Source organism: Nonomuraea ferruginea, from assembly GCF_039540635.1.
Taxonomy (GTDB): domain Bacteria; phylum Actinomycetota; class Actinomycetes; order Streptosporangiales; family Streptosporangiaceae; genus Nonomuraea; species Nonomuraea ferruginea.
Map to the genome: position 1 here is coordinate 385456 of NZ_BAABFD010000003.1, position 19428 is coordinate 404883.

Annotated in this window: 18 protein-coding genes; 9 read left to right on the plus strand and 9 right to left on the minus strand. The window is 71.3% G+C overall.

What is annotated here, in order from left to right:
- Positions 1-7: 7 nt before the first annotated feature.
- A complete protein-coding gene (locus tag ABD999_RS08460; protein WP_148034029.1) occupies positions 8-1231 on the plus strand; it encodes an acyl-CoA dehydrogenase family protein in 1224 nt (407 codons plus the stop codon).
- 194 nt (positions 1232-1425) lie between these two features.
- On the opposite strand, the gene ABD999_RS08465 is transcribed toward ABD999_RS08460, so the two are convergent.
- Positions 1426-1926, minus strand: coding sequence for a hypothetical protein (locus ABD999_RS08465; protein ID WP_333485728.1), 501 nt, complete (start codon positions 1924-1926; stop codon positions 1426-1428).
- Between the two features lie 221 nt (positions 1927-2147).
- The gene (locus ABD999_RS08470) at positions 2148-3872 is read right to left on the minus strand and encodes a hypothetical protein (RefSeq protein ID WP_271278129.1); all 1725 of its coding nucleotides are present in this window, start codon (positions 3870-3872) and stop codon (positions 2148-2150) included.
- A gap of 233 nt (positions 3873-4105) precedes the next feature.
- Here ABD999_RS08470 and ABD999_RS08475 point away from each other — a divergent pair, with 233 nt between their 5' ends.
- From ABD999_RS08475 to ABD999_RS08500, 6 genes are all read left to right on the plus strand, one after another.
- Positions 4106-5092 carry a hypothetical protein gene (locus ABD999_RS08475; RefSeq protein ID WP_271278130.1) on the plus strand — a complete coding sequence of 329 codons (987 nt, stop codon included), beginning with the start codon at positions 4106-4108 and terminating at the stop codon, positions 5090-5092.
- A gap of 32 nt (positions 5093-5124) precedes the next feature.
- Complete coding sequence (locus ABD999_RS08480; protein ID WP_345482642.1) at positions 5125-5652, plus strand: hypothetical protein; 528 nt, start codon at positions 5125-5127, stop codon at positions 5650-5652.
- Positions 5653-5661: 9 nt separating this feature from the next.
- On the plus strand, positions 5662-6825 hold the full coding sequence (locus ABD999_RS08485) for a macrolide family glycosyltransferase (protein ID WP_271278451.1): 1164 nt from the start codon (positions 5662-5664) through the stop codon (positions 6823-6825).
- 98 nt (positions 6826-6923) lie between these two features.
- On the plus strand, positions 6924-9431 hold the full coding sequence (locus tag ABD999_RS08490) for a glycoside hydrolase family 9 protein (protein WP_271278450.1): 2508 nt from the start codon (positions 6924-6926) through the stop codon (positions 9429-9431).
- A 71-nt stretch (positions 9432-9502) separates the two neighbouring features.
- Positions 9503-10114 carry a DUF998 domain-containing protein gene (locus ABD999_RS08495; RefSeq protein WP_271278449.1) on the plus strand — a complete coding sequence of 204 codons (612 nt, stop codon included), beginning with the start codon at positions 9503-9505 and terminating at the stop codon, positions 10112-10114.
- Complete coding sequence (locus ABD999_RS08500) at positions 10111-10737, plus strand: TetR/AcrR family transcriptional regulator (protein WP_271278448.1); 627 nt, start codon at positions 10111-10113, stop codon at positions 10735-10737. The genes ABD999_RS08495 and ABD999_RS08500 overlap by 4 nt, the downstream gene beginning before the upstream one ends.
- Here the strand turns inward: ABD999_RS08500 and ABD999_RS08505 are convergent.
- The 4 genes from ABD999_RS08505 to ABD999_RS08520 form a co-directional block, all read right to left on the minus strand.
- Positions 10734-10898 carry a hypothetical protein gene (locus tag ABD999_RS08505; protein ID WP_271278447.1) on the minus strand — a complete coding sequence of 55 codons (165 nt, stop codon included), beginning with the start codon at positions 10896-10898 and terminating at the stop codon, positions 10734-10736. The two genes, ABD999_RS08500 and ABD999_RS08505, sit on opposite strands and share 4 nt — an antisense overlap.
- 2 nt (positions 10899-10900) lie before the next feature.
- Entirely contained in the window at positions 10901-11332 is a 432-nt protein-coding gene (locus tag ABD999_RS08510) for a hypothetical protein (RefSeq protein ID WP_271278446.1), read from the minus strand.
- A complete protein-coding gene (locus ABD999_RS08515; protein ID WP_271278445.1) occupies positions 11329-12078 on the minus strand; it encodes a MerR family transcriptional regulator in 750 nt (249 codons plus the stop codon). Before ABD999_RS08515 ends, ABD999_RS08510 begins: the two co-directional genes overlap by 4 nt.
- 66 nt (positions 12079-12144) lie before the next feature.
- Positions 12145-13077 carry a hypothetical protein gene (locus ABD999_RS08520; RefSeq protein WP_271278444.1) on the minus strand — a complete coding sequence of 311 codons (933 nt, stop codon included), beginning with the start codon at positions 13075-13077 and terminating at the stop codon, positions 12145-12147.
- 138 nt (positions 13078-13215) lie between these two features.
- Between ABD999_RS08520 and ABD999_RS08525 the strand changes: the two genes are divergently transcribed.
- A complete protein-coding gene (locus ABD999_RS08525) occupies positions 13216-13929 on the plus strand; it encodes an SIR2 family NAD-dependent protein deacylase (RefSeq protein ID WP_271278443.1) in 714 nt (237 codons plus the stop codon).
- On the opposite strand, the gene ABD999_RS08530 is transcribed toward ABD999_RS08525, so the two are convergent.
- Positions 13919-15136 carry a serine hydrolase domain-containing protein gene (locus ABD999_RS08530; RefSeq protein WP_271278442.1) on the minus strand — a complete coding sequence of 406 codons (1218 nt, stop codon included), beginning with the start codon at positions 15134-15136 and terminating at the stop codon, positions 13919-13921. The genes ABD999_RS08525 and ABD999_RS08530 overlap by 11 nt on opposite strands.
- A 149-nt stretch (positions 15137-15285) precedes the next feature.
- On the opposite strand from ABD999_RS08530, the gene ABD999_RS08535 reads away from it, so the two are divergent.
- A complete protein-coding gene (locus tag ABD999_RS08535; RefSeq protein ID WP_219545588.1) occupies positions 15286-16419 on the plus strand; it encodes an L-talarate/galactarate dehydratase in 1134 nt (377 codons plus the stop codon).
- Positions 16420-16434: 15 nt separating this feature from the next.
- On the opposite strand, the gene ABD999_RS08540 is transcribed toward ABD999_RS08535, so the two are convergent.
- Both ABD999_RS08540 and ABD999_RS08545 read right to left on the minus strand, forming a co-directional pair.
- Complete coding sequence (locus ABD999_RS08540) at positions 16435-16893, minus strand: hypothetical protein (protein WP_271278441.1); 459 nt, start codon at positions 16891-16893, stop codon at positions 16435-16437.
- A gap of 3 nt (positions 16894-16896) precedes the next feature.
- Positions 16897-19395: a molybdopterin oxidoreductase family protein gene (locus ABD999_RS08545; protein WP_271278440.1), complete on the minus strand. Its 2499-nt coding sequence runs from the start codon at positions 19393-19395 to the stop codon at positions 16897-16899.
- Between the last annotated feature and the right edge of the window lie 33 nt (positions 19396-19428).

The window sequence follows — 19428 nt, forward strand, 5'->3', positions numbered from 1 at the left end:
GAATGCCATGGCCATCGATTTCACCCTCGCCCCGGAGCACGAGGAGATCCGCAAGGGGGTACGCGCCTTCATCCAGGAGGTCGTGATCCCCGCGAGCGACGAGCTGAGCGAGCGCGACCGGGACGCCTACCTGCGCGGCATCTTCGCGCTGCGCGAGAAGGCCAAGGCGGAGGGCCTGTGGCTGCCGCACATGCCGAAGGAGTGGGGCGGCATGGGGCTGGGCCACGTCGAGCTGGCCATGGTGCAGTCGGAGGCGGCCAAGACCCGGCTCGGCCCGTGGGTGCTCAACTGCCAGGCCCCCGACGAGGGCAACATGCACACACTGCTGCACTGGGCGGACGACTCGCAGAAGGAGAAGTACCTCCGGCCGCTCCTCGAAGGCCGGCAGATGTCCTGCTTCGCCATGACCGAGCCCGAGGTGGCCGGCTCCGACCCCACCCTGATCCAGACCCGCGCCGTCAAGGACGGCGACGAATGGGTGATCAACGGGCACAAGTGGTTCATCTCCAACGCCCGCCGGGCGAGCTTCGCCATCCTCATCGCCAGGACCGAGGACGACGTCCCCGAAGGCCACCGCGGCGCCAACACCGCCTTCCTCATCGACCTCCCGCAGGAAGGCTGGAACGACGTCCGCGAGGTCGAGACCATGCACGGCTCGACCGGCCACAGCGAGATCGTCATCAAGGACCTGCGGGTGACCGACAGCCAGATACTCGGCGGACGCGGCAACGGCCACCGCCTCGGCCAGTATCGCCTCGGCCCCGCCCGGCTCGCCCACTGCATGCGCTGGATCTCCCAGGCGGAGACGGCCCTGGACATGATGGTCGACCGGGCGCTCAACCGCCACAGCCACGGCTCCCTGCTGGCCGAGAAGCAGGGCGTCCAGTGGCTCATCGCCGACTCCGCGATGGAGCTCTACCAGTGCAAGCTCATGGTGCTGCACGCCGCCTACAAGATCGACCGCGGCGAGGACTTCCGCACCGAGGTGTCCATGGCCAAGCATTTCGTGGCCAACAGCCTCAACCGCATCATCGACCGGGCCATCCAGGTCCACGGCGCGCTCGGCTACTCCACCGACACGCCGCTGGCCCACATGTTCCAGCACGCCCGCTGGGCCCGCTTCGCCGACGGCGCCGACGAGATCCACCAGATGCGCATCGCCGAACGCACCATCGCCGCCTACCAGGCCACCGGCTCCACCGCCTCGGCCACGGGTGACCTACCCCTGTGAACCGACGGCCGCCGCCCACACCTGCCACCGGGCGGCGGCCGTCACCCGGCTTCGTCGCACTTCAGGTGTTCTGGAACGGGGTTGTCCGATCACTCTCGGTAAGGCATACTGAAAACGCCGCACCCCCGGTGGGTGACGGAAGTGAGGCCGGGCCTCCCGATGGAATCGGGCGTCCGGCCTTTGCGCTTTCATCCTCAATCAACGCACACGACTCTGACACGCTCCTGCAGGCGCTCGAAGCCGGCGCCATGCCCATCGATCCACCAGGTGGTCGCGCTGACCACCGCATCAGCCGCCCAGAGCAGCGGCTCCTGGTGCGAGGGCCGCCAGTGGACCATGATCGCCTTTGAGATGACCCGCGACTTCCGCAGGGCCATGACGAACAGAAGATCCAAGTGGTCCTGGCTGGGCGAGCGGCTTTCGACGACGACTTCCGTCACACCGGCACCTTCCAGTTCGAGAAGAAGGCGCTCAAGGCAACGTCTACGTGCCCGCTCGGTGCGGCATGTGGTGTCGTAGATGTGTACGGCGACAACAGCGGCAAGGGGCAGCTTGGAGATCGCATCGGCGATGACGAGCTGCCTGGCGATGGGCTCGTCACGCCAGTGCAGGCGAGGGTTCTTGCCGAGGCGCAAAGACTCCAGTGTCAGACGAGCGTCGTGGTGGCCGGTGGCGTGAAGGGTGATCGCGGCCATGGCGTAGATGTTGTCGTCGTCGGGACGGCGGCGCATACTCTCGTCGACAAAGGCCGTAAACATACAGTCAATACATCGTCACCCAACGTGAAAGCTGTCGCGCTACGCACCCAGATCCTGGCGGACTACGAACGCCGCGAGGGGGCCGCTTCCGGAACAGGGCCGGGCACGCCAGATCTTCGCCGGTTGTTCGCGGGACATGCAGGGGACGGCTGACCGGGTCAAGGGGATTTGCGTGAGCGGTGCTCGACGACGCGGTCACCGCGGCCGGGGTAGGACATGATGAGCAGCCGCTGTGCGCCCCGTTCCTCCCCCTCCCAGGGGATCCGGCTCATATGGACACGGATCCGGTAGTGGCCCTTGCCGTGGGCGGCGAGGTCGGGGAGCAAGGCGCTGCCCAGCCCGTCGTGCAGGACGATGCTGCCTTCCGGGCTGTGGTAGCCGACCTCGACGACGTGTGCCCAGCCCTTGGTCTCCATCGGCGGGCGGCGGGCGTACGTTTCGACGGTGACGCAGGAGCGGACTGAGGTGCCGGCGAAGACGATGAGGTGGCCGGGGGCCGAGGCGACCAGGTCGTTCTCCTGCGCGCGGTCCATCAGGTCGTCCTCGAAGGGGTCGGTCCCGGATCCCTCTTCGTACGCCTGGAGGGGCAGTTCCGGCCAGATGGGACTCTTCACCACCGTCGCCTTCACGGGCTTGATCAAAGGGCGGTGGCGGGGCACCTTGGCGCATTCGCGCTGCTGCGCCGCCTCCCAAGCCAGCAGTTCCCGCTGCTCGGCCTCGGCCGCCGCCTTCAGCGTGGCGGCGGCGCGAGGACAGATGCCCGCCAGGAGGGTCGCCAGGTCCGCCGGGTCGAGGCCGTCGCTCCCGCGCAGTCCTGCCAGCTCACGCGGGTCGGCGCGGGTGTAGGCGCCGCACAGGCGGTGCCCGTAGACGATCAGCCTGCCGTCCGGCATGCCCTGCGCGAACGACGGCTTGCCTGATGTGCGTACCTCGCACACGAAGGCCCGCTCACCGGTGATCGACGGAGCCGAGGCGTCCCACCGCCGCTCGTCTTCCGCCCGCTCGCAGGCTCTTGACGTGGTGACGGGCCCGGGCACGTGGTCTGACACCGGGACCAGGACGAGCACTGCCATCGCGACGGTCCCGGCGAGCGCCGGCCTCCACGGTCCACGAGGATCGTGCCCGCGGCCAGGCGCCGGCTCCCTCGGCCGGCTCCCGAGCTCGTGCGCGGTACGGGCCAGCCATACCAACCCGAACACCTCGAACGCCCGGCTACCGATCGAGATCCAGTAGAAGGTGGCAAGGCCGTCCGGGACGAGGGTGGAAACAGTCACCGGCAAGAAGAAGTCCGCTGCCGGCACCGCTCCGAACCACACCGTGGCACGGCTCCACCGGCCGTCCCTCCCCTGGGCGACCAGCGTCAGCACCATCCAGACGAGCCACGGCAACCCGAACAGACGGAGTGAGCCGACGTCGAGCACCATGTCCGCCAGCCCGGCCACCGGACCGCACACCCCCGCCACCAGCGCGACCGTTCGCACCACCGTGGAGGCGCGGTTGAGCACCCGGTAGAGCAGCACCACCAGAGCCACCCGCAGGGCGTCCTCCAGGATGCCGACCCACCACGGCGAGGGGACGAACGCGAAGAGCAGCGACGCGTACAGGACGGCCCGCAGGAGACGAGCGTCCCCGGCCGGCTCGGCCTTCTCCTTCATGGACCGCCCGCGCAGGATCTGCCACAACCCCCAGCCCTGCAACACCCCCAGTGCCACCATCGGCAGCACCGTCGCCCACCCGCCAGGACCCTGGCCGAGGACGCCGGTGAGGAGCCAGAGATGGCCGCCGTCATCGGTCACCGCGGCGACGGCCCCCGACACGACGACCGCGACGACGAATCCCCCGGCTACCACGGCGGCGACCCAGCCGAACCTGTAGCGGCGCATCGGTCACTTCCTCGCATCTCCCGACAGGAGCGCCCGCGAAGATCAAGTCCTATCCGGCGCGGACGCCGTACGGAGGAGGTCAGGGATCTTGCTGTACGCGAGCAACCCCCATAAGTCCGGATAGAACCCGCCACACCCTAGCGGTGATTCGATCATGTTCCCGACGGATCGGGCACCCCCCGAACCACCCCTCTTGATCACGGGTCTAAGCAGGTGATCGAAGAGGGGGCGACATGCTGAAGAGATCCGTGGCCGCCGTGCTCATGGCGCTGGTGGTCGGGGTGGCGGGGGCGCCGTCGGCCGCCGCCGGGGAGAAGCCGTGGGTGAGGCTCGCTGGGACGGTCGGCACGGTCAACGACGGGCTACCGGTGCGGCTGGCCTCGTACTCGCTGATCTGGGACGCCGGCCAGGCCTTCCACGGCTACCTGCGCGAGGGGAGGACGTTCGTCAAGACCCGGTACCGGGAGGCGCTGGTCGCGCCCGGTGGCCGGTGGGTGGCGGGTGTGCCCGACCGGCGGCTGTGGCGGGCCACCGAGAAGATCGACCTGATCGACCGCGGGACCGGCCGCACGCACGCCGTCAGGATGCCCGCTCCGGTGACCTCGCCCGAGTGGTCGGCGGACGGCGGCACCCTGCTGCTCACCGCGTACCGGAAGCACCGCGACGGCGCTCTCACCGTCATCGGCTTCGTCACGCTGGACGCGCGCGACCGCGTCCCCCGCCTGGTCAGGACCGGCCCCCAGCGTCGGGTGGCGGACTGGGAGATCGGCCGCGGCTTCCGCTTCTTCTTCGCCGGCCCCGGACGGGTGATGGCCCGGCACGACCACAAGGGCGGGGTCGCCGTCTACGACATGGACGGCCGGCGGCAACGCTTCTACAAGGGCGTCGGCGCGTTCGACGAATGGGCGGCGGTGACGGTCGCCTCTCCCTCGGGCCGCCTGTTCGCCACCGTTCTCGGCGAGAACGACAAGGGCCGCCGGATCGGCGTCGTCGACGCCGCGACGGGGAGGGTCGTGCACCGCGTCGGCGGACACGCCGAGTCCTTCGCCGGCTGGTACGACGAGAAGCACGTCATCGTGATGCGGGTGCGCGGCAGGACGCAGATCTTCCAGCGCGTCTCCCTGTCCAGCGGAGCCACCCTGGACCTCATCAGGGAGAAGCTCGTGGCCGGGCCCGCCGAGTACGAACCCCACCTGGAGCGGGTCAACTTCGTCCGCTGAACCGATCCCGCCCGCGGCACGTTCCGGTAGGCATGATGATCCGATTTCTGGCCGCGCTGACGCTGGTGGCGGGGTTCCTCGTGGCGGGCGGGGGCACGGCGCACGCCTGCTCGTGCGCGTCGCGCGAGCCGGCCGAGCGGATGCGTGACGCCGATGTCGTCCTCACCGCGACGGCCACGGCCGTACGGGTGGACGAGCCGATGCTGAACGGCGGGCGGGTGACGGCGACGCTGCGGGCCGACCGCGTGTACAAGGGCCCGGAGCGGGACGAGTTCGAGGTGGTCACCAGGGCGCAGGGGCCCGCCTGCGGCTACGCGTTCACCGAGGGGACCCGTTATCTGGTGTTCGCCCGCGAGGGGGACGAAGGGCTGACCACGTCGCTCTGCTCGGGCAACGAGGTGCTGGCGCCGGGTGCGGGGCCGACGGCCGTGGCGGCCGGCGCCGCTCCGCGGGCGACGCAGCCCTCGGAGCCCGTGTTCCCCGTCGCGCTCGCCGTCCTGACGGCGGCCGCGACGGTGGCCGTGCTGACGTGGACGTTGACACGGAAGCACGGTCAATAGGATCACCTTATGAGCAGCGCCCACATCGCGATGGTCGGCATCCCCGCCATCAGTCACGTCCTGCCGAGCATCGAGGTGATCGGGGAGCTGGTGGCGCGCGGGCACCGCGTGACCTACGCCAACGACCCGGTCGTGGCCGAAATGGTCACCGGCGCGGGCGCCGAGCTGGTGCCCTGCACCTCGACGCTGCCCGTCGCCGACCACGACTGGCCGGACGACCCGATCGCGGCCATGCGGATCTTCCTGGAGGACAACATCCAGTTGCTGCCGCAACTGGAGGCCGCGTACGACAAAGACCCGGCGGACCTCTACCTGTACGACATCGGCGGGTACGCGGCGCGGGCGCTGGCCGAGCGGCAGGGACGGCCGCTCGTGCAGCTCTCCCCCTCCATGGTCGGCTGGGACGGCTACGACGAGGAGGTGGCGGCGCACCTGTGGCAGTTGCCGGGCGCGGACGCCTACCGGGCGCGGTTCGCCGAGTGGCTGGCGGGCAACGGCGCGACCACGACCGACGCCGACGCCTTCTCCGGCCGCCCGGCCCGCTGCCTGGCGCTGATCCCCCGGGCGATGCAGCCGCACGCCGACCGGGTCGACGACGGGGTGACGTTCGTCGGCCCGTGCAAGAAGCCCACCGGCGCCTGGGAGCGCCCGGCGGGGGCGGCGAACGTGCTGCTGATCTCGCTGGGCACGGCCTACACCCGGCAGCCGGAGTTCTACCGGCAGTGCCTGGCCGCGTTCGGCGACCTGCCCGGCTGGCACGTCGTGCTGCAGATCGGCAAGCACACCGACCCGGCCGAGCTGGGGCCGATCCCGGGCAACGTGGAGGTCCACTCCTGGGTGCCGCAGCAGGCGATCCTGGAGCGGGCGGACGCGTTCGTCACGCACGCGGGCATGGGCGGCTGCGGCGAGGGCCTGCTGGCCGGGGTGCCGATGATCGCGGTGCCGCAGGCGGTCGACCAGTTCATGAACGCCGACCGGCTGGTGGAGCTGGGCGTGGCCCGCCGGATCGACACGGCCGACGCGACGGCCGGCGCGCTGAGGAGCGCCCTGGCCGAGCTGACCGCCGACCCGGAGGTGGCCGGGCGGCTCGATCGGCTGCGCGAGGAGTCCCGCGCGGAGGGCGGCACGATCCGGGCCGCCGACCTCATCGAGGCCGAACTAACCCGGATGTGAAAGTTTCACCGCCGACCAGGGCGGATGTGACGGTCCGTTGACGGGGCGGCACTGACACCAGAAGATCCTGGGAGCGCTCCCAAAACCCGAGGATCCCCATGATTCGACGCTTGGCCGCCGCACTGGCCTTACTCACCGCGTTCGCCCTGGCCACTCCCGCGCACGCCGCCGACGAGGGCCCGGAACAGATCGTCAACGGCACCTTCGACGAAGGCACCGGCCCCTGGTGGGGCACCGGCAACCTCACGCTCGGCGTCGACGACGGCCGGATGTGCGTGGACGTCCCCGGCGGCACCGCCAACCCGTGGGACGTCATCATCGGCCAGGACAACCTGCCGCTGGTCGAGGGCGAGACGTACGCGTTCTCGTTCTACGCCTCGGCGACCCCGGCCAAGGTCGGCAGGGCGCTGGTGCAGCTCCCGGTCGACCCGTGGACGCAGTACCTGTCGGCCGCGCCGGAGATGAGCGTGTCGGGCAACGTCTACCGCTACACCTTCACCGCCCCCGTCTCGCTGCCGAACGCCCAGGTCGCCTTCCAGATGGGCGGCAGCGCCGAGCCCTGGAGGTTCTGCATGGACGACGTGTCGCTGCGGGGCGGCGCGGAGCCCGAGGAGTACGAGCCTGACACCGGCCCCCGGGTGCGCGTCAACATGGTCGGCTACCTGCCGTCCGGCCCCAAGAACGCGACCGTGGTCACCGAGGCGACCGAGCCGCTCAAGTGGGAGCTGAAGGACGCGTCGGGCCGTACCGTCGCACGCGGCAAGAGCGACCCGCGCGGCGTCGACGCCAGTTCGGGACAGAACGTGCAGAGCATCGACTTCAGCGGCCACCGCAAGCCGGGCGCCGGCTACACGCTCACCGCCGACGGCGAGACCAGCCGCCCGTTCGACATCGCCGAGAACCTGTACGACGAGATGCGGGTGGACTCGCTGAAGTTCTACTACACCCAGCGCAGCGGGATCGAGATCCGCGACGACCTGCGGCCCGGCTACGGCCGCCCCGCCGGCCACGTCGGCACGGCCCCCAACCGGGGCGACACCTCCGTCCCCTGCCAGCCGGGGGTCTGCGACTACTCGCTCGACGTCAGCGGCGGCTGGTACGACGCCGGAGACCACGGCAAGTACGTGGTCAACGGCGGCATCTCGGTCCACCAGCTCATGAGCCTGTACGAGCGCGACAAGGCCGCCTTCGCGGACCGTCAGCTGCGCATCCCGGAGAGCGGCAACGGCGTCCCCGACGTGCTGGACGAGGCCCGCTGGGAGCAGGAGTTCCTGCTGAGCATGCAGGTCCCGCAGGGCGAGCGGCTGGCCGGCATGGCGCACCACAAGATCCACGACGCGCAGTGGACCGGGCTGCCGTTGATGCCGCACCTGGACCCGCAGCCGCGCGAGCTGCACCCGCCGTCCACCGCCGCCACGCTCAACCTGGCCGCGACCGCCGCGCAGGCCGCCCGTGTGTTCGCCCCGTACGACGCCGCGTTCGCCGCGCGCAACCTGGCGGCGGCCCGCCGGGCGTGGGCCGCGGCCGTGGCGAACCCGGACCTGCTCGCCGACCCGAACGACGGCGTGGGCGGCGGCGCCTACTCCGACACCGACGTGAGCGACGAGTTCTACTGGGCGGCCGCCGAGCTGTTCATCACCACGGGCGAGAAGGAGTTCGCCCAGTTCGTGCTGGCCTCGCCGCACCACACCGGCGACATCTGGCGCGAGCGCGGCTTCGACTGGGGCAACACCGCCCAGCTCGGCCGCCTGGAGCTGGCGACGGTGCCGAACGCGATCCGGGACCGCGAGCGGGTGCGCCGCTCGGTGCTGGAGGGCGCGGAGAAGTATCTCGCCGTGCAGCGCGACCAGGCTTACGGGCAGCCGTACGGGCCGCCGGACTACGACTGGGGCTCCAACAACCTGGTGCTCAACAACATGGTGGTGATGGCCGTCGCCTACGACCTGACGGGCAAGGAGAAGTACCGCGCCGGCGTGCGCGAGGGCATGGACTACATCCTCGGCCGCAACGCGCTCAACCAGTCGTACGTGACCGGCTACGGCGAGGTGTCGTCCCAGAACCAGCACAGCCGCTGGTACGCCCGCCAGCTCGACGCGTCGCTGCCCAACCCGCCACGCGGCACGCTCTCCGGCGGGCCGAACTCGGCCATCCAGGACCCGGTCGCCCAGCGGCTGCTCCAGGGCTGTGAGCCGCAGTTCTGCTACGTCGACCACATCGAGTCGTGGGCCACGAACGAGCTGACCATCAACTGGAACGCCCCGCTGGCCTGGATCTCCGCGTTCCTGGCCGACCGGTCCGGTCACGCCGGCTGCGACGTCCGCTACACGGCGCAGGGCGGCCGGAACTTCGTCGCGCACGTCACCGTGCGCAACACCGGCGGCAAGTCGCTCGACGGCTGGAATCTGCGCTGGTCGTTCCCCGGCGCCCAGCGTGTCCGTGACTCCTGGGGCGCGGCAGTCTCCCAGGACGGGCCGGTCGTGACCGCGAAGAGCCGCGGCAAGCTGCGGCCCGGCGCCACGGCCGCCTTCGGCTTCGCCGGCACCGCCCCCGCCGGCCCGAACCCGTCACCCGAGGTGTTCCACGTGAACGGAGACCGCTGCCGCTAGAACGCGAAATCAGTCCGACTGGTCTAAAATCAGGCCATGCGACCTGAAATCAAGACGGACGGACTGGGCTCATGACCACGACGGTCCTGTGGCTGGGCACGCTGGGCTCGTGGCTGTTCGTCGTCACGTTCGTGCTGGACGGCTGGACCCGGCCGGGATACCGGCCGGTCCGGCACGCGGTGAGCGCGCTGGCCCTCGGGCCGCGCGGATGGGTGCAAGGGGCCAACTTCATCGTGTGCGGCGCGGCGATCACGGCGGGCGCGGTCGCCGTCGCGGGCGCGTTGGGCAGCGTGCCGCTCGCCGTCGTGATCGGGGTGTTCGGGCTCTCACTGGTCGCCTCGGGCGTCTTCCCGATGGACCCCATGCGGGGCTACCCGCCGGGAACGTCCGAGGAGACGCCCACGGAGGTGTCGACGGCGCACAAGCTGCACGACTACGCCGGGGCGCTGGTCTTCTTCGCGCTGCCCGCCGCGGCGCTGATCGCGGCGTTCGTCCTGCCCGAGACCGGGTGGAAGTGGTACTCGGCCCTGACGGCGGCGGCCGGGACCGCCGGCTTCCTGGCCTTCGGGCACGCGTGGGAGACCGACCACCCGAAGGCCGGGCTCGTGCAGCGCGCCACGATCGTCGTGGGCTGGGTCTGGCTCGGGCTGCTGTTCGCCCACGCGGCGGACGTGTCGGGATGAGCGGGCCGGAGGGCCACGAGCCGCCGGGACGGAAGCGGCCGTCCTTCATCGAGCAGGCCCGGCGGGCCCAGATCGTCGAGGCCGCCGCCGAGGTGGTGGCCGAGGTGGGCTACGCCCACACCTCGTTCGCGCGGATCGCCGAGAAGGCCGGCATCAGCAAGAGCGTGATCAGCTACCACTTCGGCGGCAAGGACGAGATCCTCCGCCTGGTGGTGACCCGGCTATTCGACCGGGGCTGGCAGCACATGGAGCCCCGGATCGCGGCCGAGAAGACGGCCGCCGGGCGGGTGCGCGCGTGGATCGGGTCGCAGCTGGAGTTCTTCCAGGCTCATCGCGTCGAGTTCCTCGCGATGAGCGAGATCATGGCCAACCACCGCGGCGAGGACGGCTCGTACGCCTACTCGGACGAACTCGCCGAGGAGGTCGACGGGATCGCCGAGATCCTCGCCCAGGGCCAGCGCGACGGCGAGCTGCGGTCCTTCGACCCGCGCGGCGTCGCCAACATCATCGTGCGCTGCGTCGACGGCGTGCTGGAGTCATGGGCGATGGACCCCGGCGTCGACCTGGACCAGCAGGCCGCCGTGCTCCTCGATTTCATCGACCACGCCATCGGCGCGCGCTAGGCCGCCTTCTCCTGGGCCGGGCGCAGCGCCGCCACCAGCGTGGCCGGCTCGTCGGCGAAGAAGCGCACCGTGGTGACCTCCGCCTCGGCGCCCAGCGGGCGGACCGCGGTGACCGGCTCCGACAGCTCCACCACCACGTTCACCTGCGACGCCACCGCCACGGTCAGCCGCTCGTCCTGGACAGGCCGGCCTCGTTGTAGGAGCGCACCGTGCGCACCGAGGCGACGAGCTCGCGCGGGATGCGCAGGTCGAAGAAGGCGCCGTACCTGATCCGCAGCTCGCGGCCGGTGACGACGTGCGGCCGGGTGACGCAGGCGGCCACCACCGCGAACCCGACGAGCAGCCCGTACAGGTCGGCGACCAGGATCGGCACGCGGATCCAGGCCGGCACGTCGAAGGCGCGCAGCACCACCTCCACCACCACGACCTCGACGGCCATCATGACCAGGAGGAGGATCATCGTCGCGGACTGGGCCCTGGAGTAGGACACCGCCAGCGCGCCGGGCGGCACGCCGTCCCTGCGTCGGGCGACCCACAGCGCGAGGCTGGCCATGCCCTTGGCGTCGAACCCGGCGATCCTGCGCAGCACCCTCACGCCTGCTCCTTCAGCATGTCGACCATCAACCGGAACACCTCGCCCTGCGCGGGTGTCAGCTCTTCGAGCATGGCGTCGAGCCACGGCCCGCCCTCCGGCGGCAGGTGCTCGATCACCCCGCGCACCAGCTCGTCCGGCATGTGCGCGGCCAGGTCGGCGGCCAGCTCGCGGACCCGCGGATCGCCCGGCTCGGCGTCGGCCAGCCCGTCGAGGCGCCGGTAGAGCTCGTGCGCGCGCTCGCGCATGCCCGGCTCGGCGAGCGGCCGCATCAGCTCGACGATCTCGTCGCGCATCCCGGGATCGGCGACCGTGTCCATGAGCGTGAGCATCTCGCGGTCCATCTCGGCGAACGTCGACCCCTCCGTGTCCAGGTCGCGCAGCACCGCCGCCATGTCCGGGGAGACCGCCGAGTCGGCCCGCAGCTCCCCCTCCTCCAGCAGAGCCGCCAGCCGGACCCGCCGCGCCGCGATGAGCTCCTGCTGCCTGGCCAGGTCGGAGTCCAGCTCCAGGAGCACCTCGCGCAGGTCCCTGCCCCGGTCGTCGGCGAGCACGTCGCGGATCTCGTCCAGCGACAGCCCCAGCTCCGCCAGCCGGCGGACGCGGGCGAGCAGCACGGCGTCGCGCAACCGGTAGTCCCGGTAGCCGCCGGCCGTCCGCGCCGGCTCGGGCAGCAACCCGAGTTGGTGGTAGTGCCGCACGGTCCGGGTGGACACCCCGACCAGCGCGGCGAGCTCGCCGATCCGCATGCCCTCATTAGAGACCTTGACGCTACGTCAAGGTCAAGCCGGGATGATCGGGGGGATTCGATCAGCCTAGTGGACGCACCCCTGTACGAACGTGGGCGCGCAGTTGGTGGGGGTGTTGCCCCGCACGATCGACCGCGTCAGCGTCACGGCGCCGGGGGCGCCCTCGTTGTCGATGCCTCCCGGGGCGTTGTTCGCCGTGTTGCCGTTGACGATGCTGCGGATGATCGACGCGGTGCCGGGACCGAAATTCGCCACGCCCCCTCCGGCGGTGCCGGCCGTATTGTCGTTGACGACGCTTCCGGTCACCACCAGGATTCCGTCGCTGGCTATTCCTCCGCCTTTCTCCCCGGCGCGGTTGTTGTTGACGACGGTGTCGATGAACGTCATTCTCCCGTCATTGGCCGCGCCGCCGCCGTTCCTGGTCGCGGTGTTGTTCTGAATATTGCTGTTCGACACGTTGACGACGGCTCCGGCGACGCCGCCGAGACCACCGGAAAAGGTGGCGGTGTTGTTCCGGATGAACACTCTGTTGAGGTTCGTGGTCCCACTGTTGACGGCGACGGCTCCGCCGAATCCCCCTGGGGAGGTCCTCGCGTCACCGCCGAGGAGCTTGACCCGGTCGAGGTTGAAGTCGCTGTTGACGGTGAACAGGCGGAACGCGTCCGCCGCCGGGTCCCGCTGGATCGTGCTGTTGCCCCCGCGGATGGTGAGGGGCGCGTCGATGGCCGGAAGCGGGCCGGTCAAGTCGTTCAGGACGTATCTGCAGCCGGGCGTCAGATGCAGCGTCGCGCCCGACGCGGCGTTGTCGATCGCCTTCACCAGTGCGCGCCCGGAGCACGGTACGCTCGCCCCCGCGCCGGCCGCCGGCGCTCCGACCGCGAGCGCGGCGGCCGAGAGAACGGCGCCTCCGATGATGGTGCGAATTCCGTTTATATACATCGAGCCGTTCCCCCGAATCGGACTGATGGTGAAATGAGTCGCATTGAGCGTGATGGTCATGCCCATGACACAGAAGCCCTACACGTAAGACTTATCGGACATAGACATGAAAGCAGTTCATTTCTCACATAGTCACTATTCGGGGCCGTTAACAGGCACAGCTGATGCCGAACTACCGGTTGTCCCTACCATGGGGTGATGATCTCCGTCATGACCGGGGCCGGCATCTCGACCGGGTCCGGGATCCCCGACTACCGCGGTCCCAGCGGGCTGTGGCGCCAGGACCCCGACCACGAGAAGCTCGTCACCATCGGCTACTACCTCGCCGATCCCGAGATCCGGCGCCGGTCCTGGGCGTTCCGCCGGGGCAGCCCGGCGCGCACGGCCGAGCCCAACGCCGCGCACCGGGCGCTGGTGGAGCTGGAGCGGGCCGGGCGGCTCGATCGGCTGATCACGCAGAACGTCGACGGCCTGCACCAGAGGGCGGGATCCAGCCCTGACCGGGTGCTGGAGCTGCACGGCAACATGTTCGGGGTGGTGTGCGTCGGATGCGGCGACCGTTCGACGCTGGACGAGGCGCTGGACCGGATCGACGCCGGCGAGCAGGATCCCGCCTGCCGGGAGTGCGGCGGGATCCTGAAGACGACCACGGTCATGTTCGGCGAGAACCTGTCTCAGGACGTGATCGCCGAGGCGGCCGAGGCCGCCGAGCGGGCCGAGGTGTTCGTCGCCGTCGGGACGTCGCTGCAGGTGATGCCCGCCGCGTCGCTCGCCGCGCTGGCCGAGCGCAACGGGGCGCGGCTGGTCATCGTGAACGCCGGGCCGACCCCGTACGACGACCTGGCCGACGAGGTGATCAGGGACCCGATCGGCGAGGCGGTGCCCCGGCTGGTGGCGCGGCTCATCGGCTGAGCTGGAGCCGGTCCGCCGGGAACGGGGTGACGGGCGTCGACAGCGTCCTGGCCTGGCCCGGCCCGCAGAGCGCGAGCAGGAGGTGGCCGACGAAGGCGGCGTCGATCGGGTGGGGGACGATCTGGCCGTTCTCGTCGACGGTCTGGTACTTGGCGCGGTTCAGGCCCACGGAGATCTGGCGGCTGCCGTCGGGGCTCGACAGCGACTGGGTGATCATGCCGAAGACGCCGCCGTCGTGGCCCCAGAAGCGGCCGCAGGGCAGGTCGAGCGCGTAGAGGCCGAGACCGTACTCGATGACGCCGCCCCCGGCGAGCACGGGCACGGTCCGGCGCATCTCGGCGAGCTGGGCGTCGCCGAGCAGCTCGCCCCGGAGCAGCGCGCGGTAGAAGCGGTTGAGGTCGTCCATGGTCGACACGACGGCCCCGGCCGTCCCCGCCCAGGACATGTCGTAGACGCCGTAGTCACGCGGCGGGTCGATCAGCCCGTACATGGACTCGTACGCGCCGGAGCTCGGCCCGGGGATGCGCGGCGTGCGCGGGAACGACGTGTGCCGCAGCCCGGCCTCGCGGATCACGTGGCGGGTGATGTACGCCTCGGCGTCCGTGCCGGTGACCTTCTCCAGCAGCAGTCCGGCGAGGATGTAGTTGGTGTTGGAGTACGAGCCGGGCGTCGCCCCCGGCTGCCCCGTCGGCGCGGCCTGGAGACCGAGACGCGCCAGCTCCTCGGGCTCGATGCGGCGGAAGCGGTGCTCGTCCAGGCTGGCCGTGGAGCCCTCCAGCAGCGAGGGGAAGGCGCCGGGGATGTAGTCGGCGATGTGGCTGGTGTGGTTGAGCAGCATGCGCACCGTGATCCGGTCGCCGGGGACCAGGTCCGGCAGGTAGCGGCTCACCGGCGCGTCCAGCTCGACCGTGCCGCGCTCGACCTGCTGGAGCACCGCGACCGAGGTGAACGTCTTGGTGATGCTGCCCACCCGGTGCACCATGTCGGGCTTCACCGGCCGCCGGGTGCGCACGTCGGCCACGCCGGAGGCGCCCTTCCAGGTGTCGCGCCCGTCGCGTACCGCGGAGTAGACCCCGTACATGCCTGCTTCGTGGACGGCGTCCAGCGACTCCCGCAGCTCGCCCCCGCCGGGCGCGGCCGCCTGGGCGGGAACGGCGACCGCCCCGGCCACGACCAGCGCGCTCACCCCCGCGAGCACGCGTGTCATGATCGACATCTGCTACCTCCGGACTCGGCGTCAACGTCACGCACGAGCCTGGTCGATCATGGGCCGCCGGGGCCAGTCCGCTCAGTCACCGGCCGGGCATGACACCTGTCATCCCCGCGCCATGACAACCGGATTCGTATGATCCCCTCATGAATCCCCTCGACCGCATCGCCCGGGTCCGCCTGTCGTCCGTCTACCTGCCGCTCGACACACCGGTCAGCGACGCCAAGGTGCTCACCGGGCGGCAGCGGCCGATGACCGAGGTCGCCTTCCTGTTCGCCGAGATCACCACCGAGGGCGGCCTGGAGGGGATCGGGTTCTGCTACTCCAAGCGGGCGGGCGGCCCCGGCCAGTACGCGCACGCCTGCGAGATCGCCCCCGAGCTGATCGGCGAGGACGCCAACGACATCCCCAGGCTGTGGGAGAAGCTGGTGTGGGCCGGCGCGTCCGTGGGCCGCGGCGGGCTGTCGATCCAGGCCGTCGCCGCTTTCGACATCGCGTTGTGGGACCTGAAGGCCAGGCGGGCCGGGCTGCCGCTGGCCAAGCTGCTGGGCGCGCACCGCGACTCGGTGCGCTGCTACAACACCTCGGGCGGTTTCCTGCACGCCCCGATCGAGCGGGTGCTGGAGAACGCCGCCGCGGCGCTGGAGCGCGGCATCGGCGGCATCAAGATCAAGGTGGGCCAGCCCGACGGGCGGGCCGACCTGGCCAGGGTGCGGGCGGCGCGCGAGCTGCTGGGCGAGGAGGTGCCGCTGATGGTCGACGCCAACCAGCAGTGGGACCGGCCGGCGGCGGCCCGGATGGGGCGGGCGCTGGAAGAGTTCGGCCTGGTGTGGATCGAGGAGCCGCTCGACGCGCACGACCACGCCGGGCACGCCGCGCTGGCCGCCGCGCTCGACACGCCCGTCGCCACCGGCGAGATGCTGACCAGCGTCGCCGAGCACGCCGAGCTGCTGCGCGCGGGCGGCGCCGACATCCTGCAGCCGGACGCGCCGCGGATCGGCGGCGTCACCCCGTTCCTGCGCCTGGCCGCGCTCGCCGAGCACCACCGGGTGCAGCTCGCCCCGCACTTCGCCATGGAGATCCACCTGCACCTCGCTGCCGCGTACGGGCAGGAGCCCTGGGTGGAGCACTTCGAGTGGCTGGAGCCGCTGTTCGAGGAGCGGCTGGAGATCCGCGACGGGCGCATGCTCGTGCCCGACCGGCCGGGGCTCGGCCTCACGCTGAGCGAGCAGGCGGCCGGGTGGACGGCCGAGCGGCGCGAGTTCACCCGCCCGGCCTGATCGGCGGGCCGGGGGTCAGGCGGCGACGACCAGCGCCTGCGGCGCGGCCTGCTTCATCCGGGTGCGCAGCCACAGCATCTGGGCGGCGGTCTCGCTCTCGCACACGGAGACCACGCCCAGCAGCTCCCGGTCCCTGGCGCCCTGCGCGGCCTGGCCGATGAGCGTCCACGAGATGTCGCACTCGGCCGCCATCAGGTAGAGGTCGTGCAGGTCGCGCAGCAGCCCGAGCCCGCCGGTGCGGGAGCCGGAGAACAGGGTGGAGTGCAGCCGCTCCGGCTCGTCCGGCGACTCCTCCGAGTAGCACTCGGCGAACGGCCGCAGCCGACCGGCGTGCGCGTCGCACTGGGCGGCCAGCCGCTCGCACACGTGGAACACGTCCGGTTCGTCCTTGTGCTGCTCCCCGACCTCACGGAAGGCGGACGCCAGCTCGGTCTGCGAACGGTGCAGCAGCCCCAGGTAGTGGGCGAGATGCATGGCTCACTCCTCCTCGACGTGCTCGTCCGCCTCGGCGGCGGGCCCGCCGGCGGTGACCGGGACGCGCGGGTCGGCCGGCCGGTTGCCGACGGTGGGCGCAGCCGACACCGCACCCTCCGCCGTGGCCACCTTGCTCAGCCGGACCGCGGCCACCTTGAAGATCGGCTGCTTGGACACCGGGTCCCAGCTCGTCATCGTCAGCTCGTTCGCGGCGCGCGCCGCCCCGTCGCCCGGCCCTGACTCGTCCCGGTCCCAGTAGCCGTAGTGGAACGGCACGAACACCGTGCCCCTACGGGTGCCGCACACCCGCGCCCTGGCCTCCAGCGCGCCGCGCGGCGACTCCACCCGCACCAGGTCGCCCTCGCCGACCCCCAGCTCGGTGGCGTCCGCCGGGCTGATCTCCACCCACGGCTCCGGCGCCGCCGCCGCGAGCTGCGGGGCCCGGCCCGTCTTGGTCCGGGTGTGGAACTGGTAGACGGTGCGGCCGGTGGTCAGCGTCAGCGGATACTCCTCGCCGGGCACCTCCGGCGACGGCTGGTACGGGGCCGCTTTCAGGAACGCGCGTCCGCGCGGCTCCTTGGCCCGGTAGCTCTCCTCGCCGTGGGCGGCGCCGGTGACCAGGTCGTGCCCGTACGTCTCGCAGTAGTCAGGGTCGGTGTTGAACCTGCCGCCCGCGTACAGCCGCTCGGTGCCGAGCGGCCACTGCACGCCGCCGCCGCGCAGCAGCTCGTACGTGATGCCGGTGTAGTCGCACGGCCGCCCCGCCGAGCAGGCCTGCCAGGCCCGGTACGCGGACTCCGGGTCGTGCCACTTGATCAGCGGGGCGCCGTCCTTGTCGCGGAAGTCCATGCGGCGCGCGTAGTCCAGGAAGATGTCCAGGTCGGAGCGGGCCTCGCCGGGCGGGTCCACCGCCTTGTCCGACAGGTGCACCGTACGGTCGGCGCAGGTGAACGTGCCGGTCTTCTCCCCCCAGGTGGCGGCGGGCAGCACCACGTCGGCCAGCATCGCCGTCTCGGTCATGAAGATGTCCTGGACGACGACGAACAGGTTCTCCTGGGCCAGGATGCGGCGGATGCGCGCCAGGTCAGGCAGGGAGACGGCGGGGTTCGTGGCCGAGATCCAGAGCAGCTTGATCGAGCCCTGCTCGGCGTAGCGGAAGATCTGCATGGCGTGCGTCGGCGGCGCCCAGTGCGGGATGACGGACGAGTCGACGTTCCACAGCCGGGCCAGCTCGTCGATGTGTGCGGGGTTGTCCCAGTTACGCATGCCGGGCAGGTCGCCGTCCGCGCCGGTCTCACGGGTGTTCTGCGCGGTGGGCTGCCCGTTCATCTGGTACAGGCCCGCGCCCGGGTGGCCGAGCATGCCGCGCAGCAGGTGGAGGTTGTTGACCTGGCACGCGGCCGCGGTGGCCTGGTTGGACTGGTAGAAGCCCTGCAGGACGGTGGAGAGCAGCCTGCGGCAGGTGCCGATGATCTCCGCCGCGCGTTCGATGTCGCGCACGGGCACGTCACAGATCTCCGCGGCCCACTCCGGCGTGCGGTCGCGCACCGTCTCGGCCAGTTCGTCGAAGCCGAGGGTGTGGGCGCGCACATACCGCTCGTCGTACCAGCCCTTGTCGAGCAAGCGGTGGACGAGCGCGTTCATCAGCGCCAGGTTGGTGCCGGGGCGCACGGCCAGGTGCACGTCGGCCTCGCGGGCGACGGCGGTCTGTCGCGGGTCGACGGCGATCAGCGCGGGCGGGCGGGGGCCTCGGCGGCGGTCGAGCATGCGCATCCACAGCACGGTCTGCGTCTCGGCCACGTTGTGCCCCCACAGCGCGATGGCGTCGCAGTGGTCCACGTCGGTGTAGGAGCCGGGCTGGCCGTCGGTGCCGAAGCTCTCCTTCAGCGCCGCCGCCGAGGTCGCGGTGCACAGCCTCGTGTTGCCGTCCATGTGCGGCGTGCCGATGCCGGCCTTGCCGATCACGCCGAGGGTGTAGTACTCCTCCAGGTACAGCTGGCCGCTGGTGTAGAAGCCGAAGTGGCCCCAGCCGCCCGGCCCGTCGAGCAGCTCGCGCGAGCGGGCCGTGATCCGGCCCATCGCGTCGTCCCAGCCGGTCTCGACCAGCCGGCCGTCCTGCCTGACCAGCGGCTGGGTGAGCCGGTCGGGGCTGTTGTTGGCTTGCCAGCCGTACAGGTCCTTGGGGTCGAGCCTGCCCCGGTTGACGCGGTCGCCGGCGCGCCCGCGCACGCCGACGATCCGTCCTCCGGCGACCGCGATGTCCATCGCGTCGCCGTTGCTGTGCAGGATCGAGGCCGCCCGGACCCAGCGGTCCACGTCGGCCTCGGCGACGCCCTCCTCCAGGAACATGTCCACCCGTACGGGCCAGGTGGCGCGCTGTCCGATCTCCCGGGGCAGCACCCGGCGCACCGGTCCGGGCAGCGACGCCGCCACCCGTTCGGCCGCCGAGGGCGGGCCGTAGGGGGTGCGCCTCCCCCACGGATCTGCGATGCGATCGGACATGTCGGCGGTCCTTTCCACGACGCTCGGTCAGGG

Bases quoted from the DNA above. Each gene is read 5' to 3' on its own strand.
- ABD999_RS08460 (WP_148034029.1), top strand. From the start codon at position 8: ATGGCCATCGATTTCACCCTCGCCCCGGAGCACGAGGAGATCCGCAAG.
- ABD999_RS08525 (WP_271278443.1), top strand. From the start codon at position 13,216: ATGATCTCCGTCATGACCGGGGCCGGCATCTCGACCGGGTCCGGGATC.
- ABD999_RS08495 (WP_271278449.1), top strand. From the start codon at position 9,503: ATGACCACGACGGTCCTGTGGCTGGGCACGCTGGGCTCGTGGCTGTTC.
- ABD999_RS08515 (WP_271278445.1), bottom strand. From the start codon at position 12,078: ATGCGGATCGGCGAGCTCGCCGCGCTGGTCGGGGTGTCCACCCGGACC.
- ABD999_RS08500 (WP_271278448.1), top strand. From the start codon at position 10,111: ATGAGCGGGCCGGAGGGCCACGAGCCGCCGGGACGGAAGCGGCCGTCC.
- ABD999_RS08465 (WP_333485728.1), bottom strand. From the start codon at position 1,926: ATGGCCGCGATCACCCTTCACGCCACCGGCCACCACGACGCTCGTCTG.
- ABD999_RS08490 (WP_271278450.1), top strand. From the start codon at position 6,924: ATGATTCGACGCTTGGCCGCCGCACTGGCCTTACTCACCGCGTTCGCC.
- ABD999_RS08540 (WP_271278441.1), bottom strand. From the start codon at position 16,893: ATGCATCTCGCCCACTACCTGGGGCTGCTGCACCGTTCGCAGACCGAG.
- ABD999_RS08480 (WP_345482642.1), top strand. From the start codon at position 5,125: ATGATGATCCGATTTCTGGCCGCGCTGACGCTGGTGGCGGGGTTCCTC.
- ABD999_RS08470 (WP_271278129.1), bottom strand. From the start codon at position 3,872: ATGCGCCGCTACAGGTTCGGCTGGGTCGCCGCCGTGGTAGCCGGGGGA.
- ABD999_RS08535 (WP_219545588.1), top strand. From the start codon at position 15,286: ATGAATCCCCTCGACCGCATCGCCCGGGTCCGCCTGTCGTCCGTCTAC.
- ABD999_RS08485 (WP_271278451.1), top strand. From the start codon at position 5,662: ATGAGCAGCGCCCACATCGCGATGGTCGGCATCCCCGCCATCAGTCAC.
- ABD999_RS08545 (WP_271278440.1), bottom strand. From the start codon at position 19,395: ATGTCCGATCGCATCGCAGATCCGTGGGGGAGGCGCACCCCCTACGGC.
- ABD999_RS08475 (WP_271278130.1), top strand. From the start codon at position 4,106: ATGCTGAAGAGATCCGTGGCCGCCGTGCTCATGGCGCTGGTGGTCGGG.
- ABD999_RS08530 (WP_271278442.1), bottom strand. From the start codon at position 15,136: ATGACACGCGTGCTCGCGGGGGTGAGCGCGCTGGTCGTGGCCGGGGCG.
- ABD999_RS08520 (WP_271278444.1), bottom strand. From the start codon at position 13,077: ATGACCATCACGCTCAATGCGACTCATTTCACCATCAGTCCGATTCGG.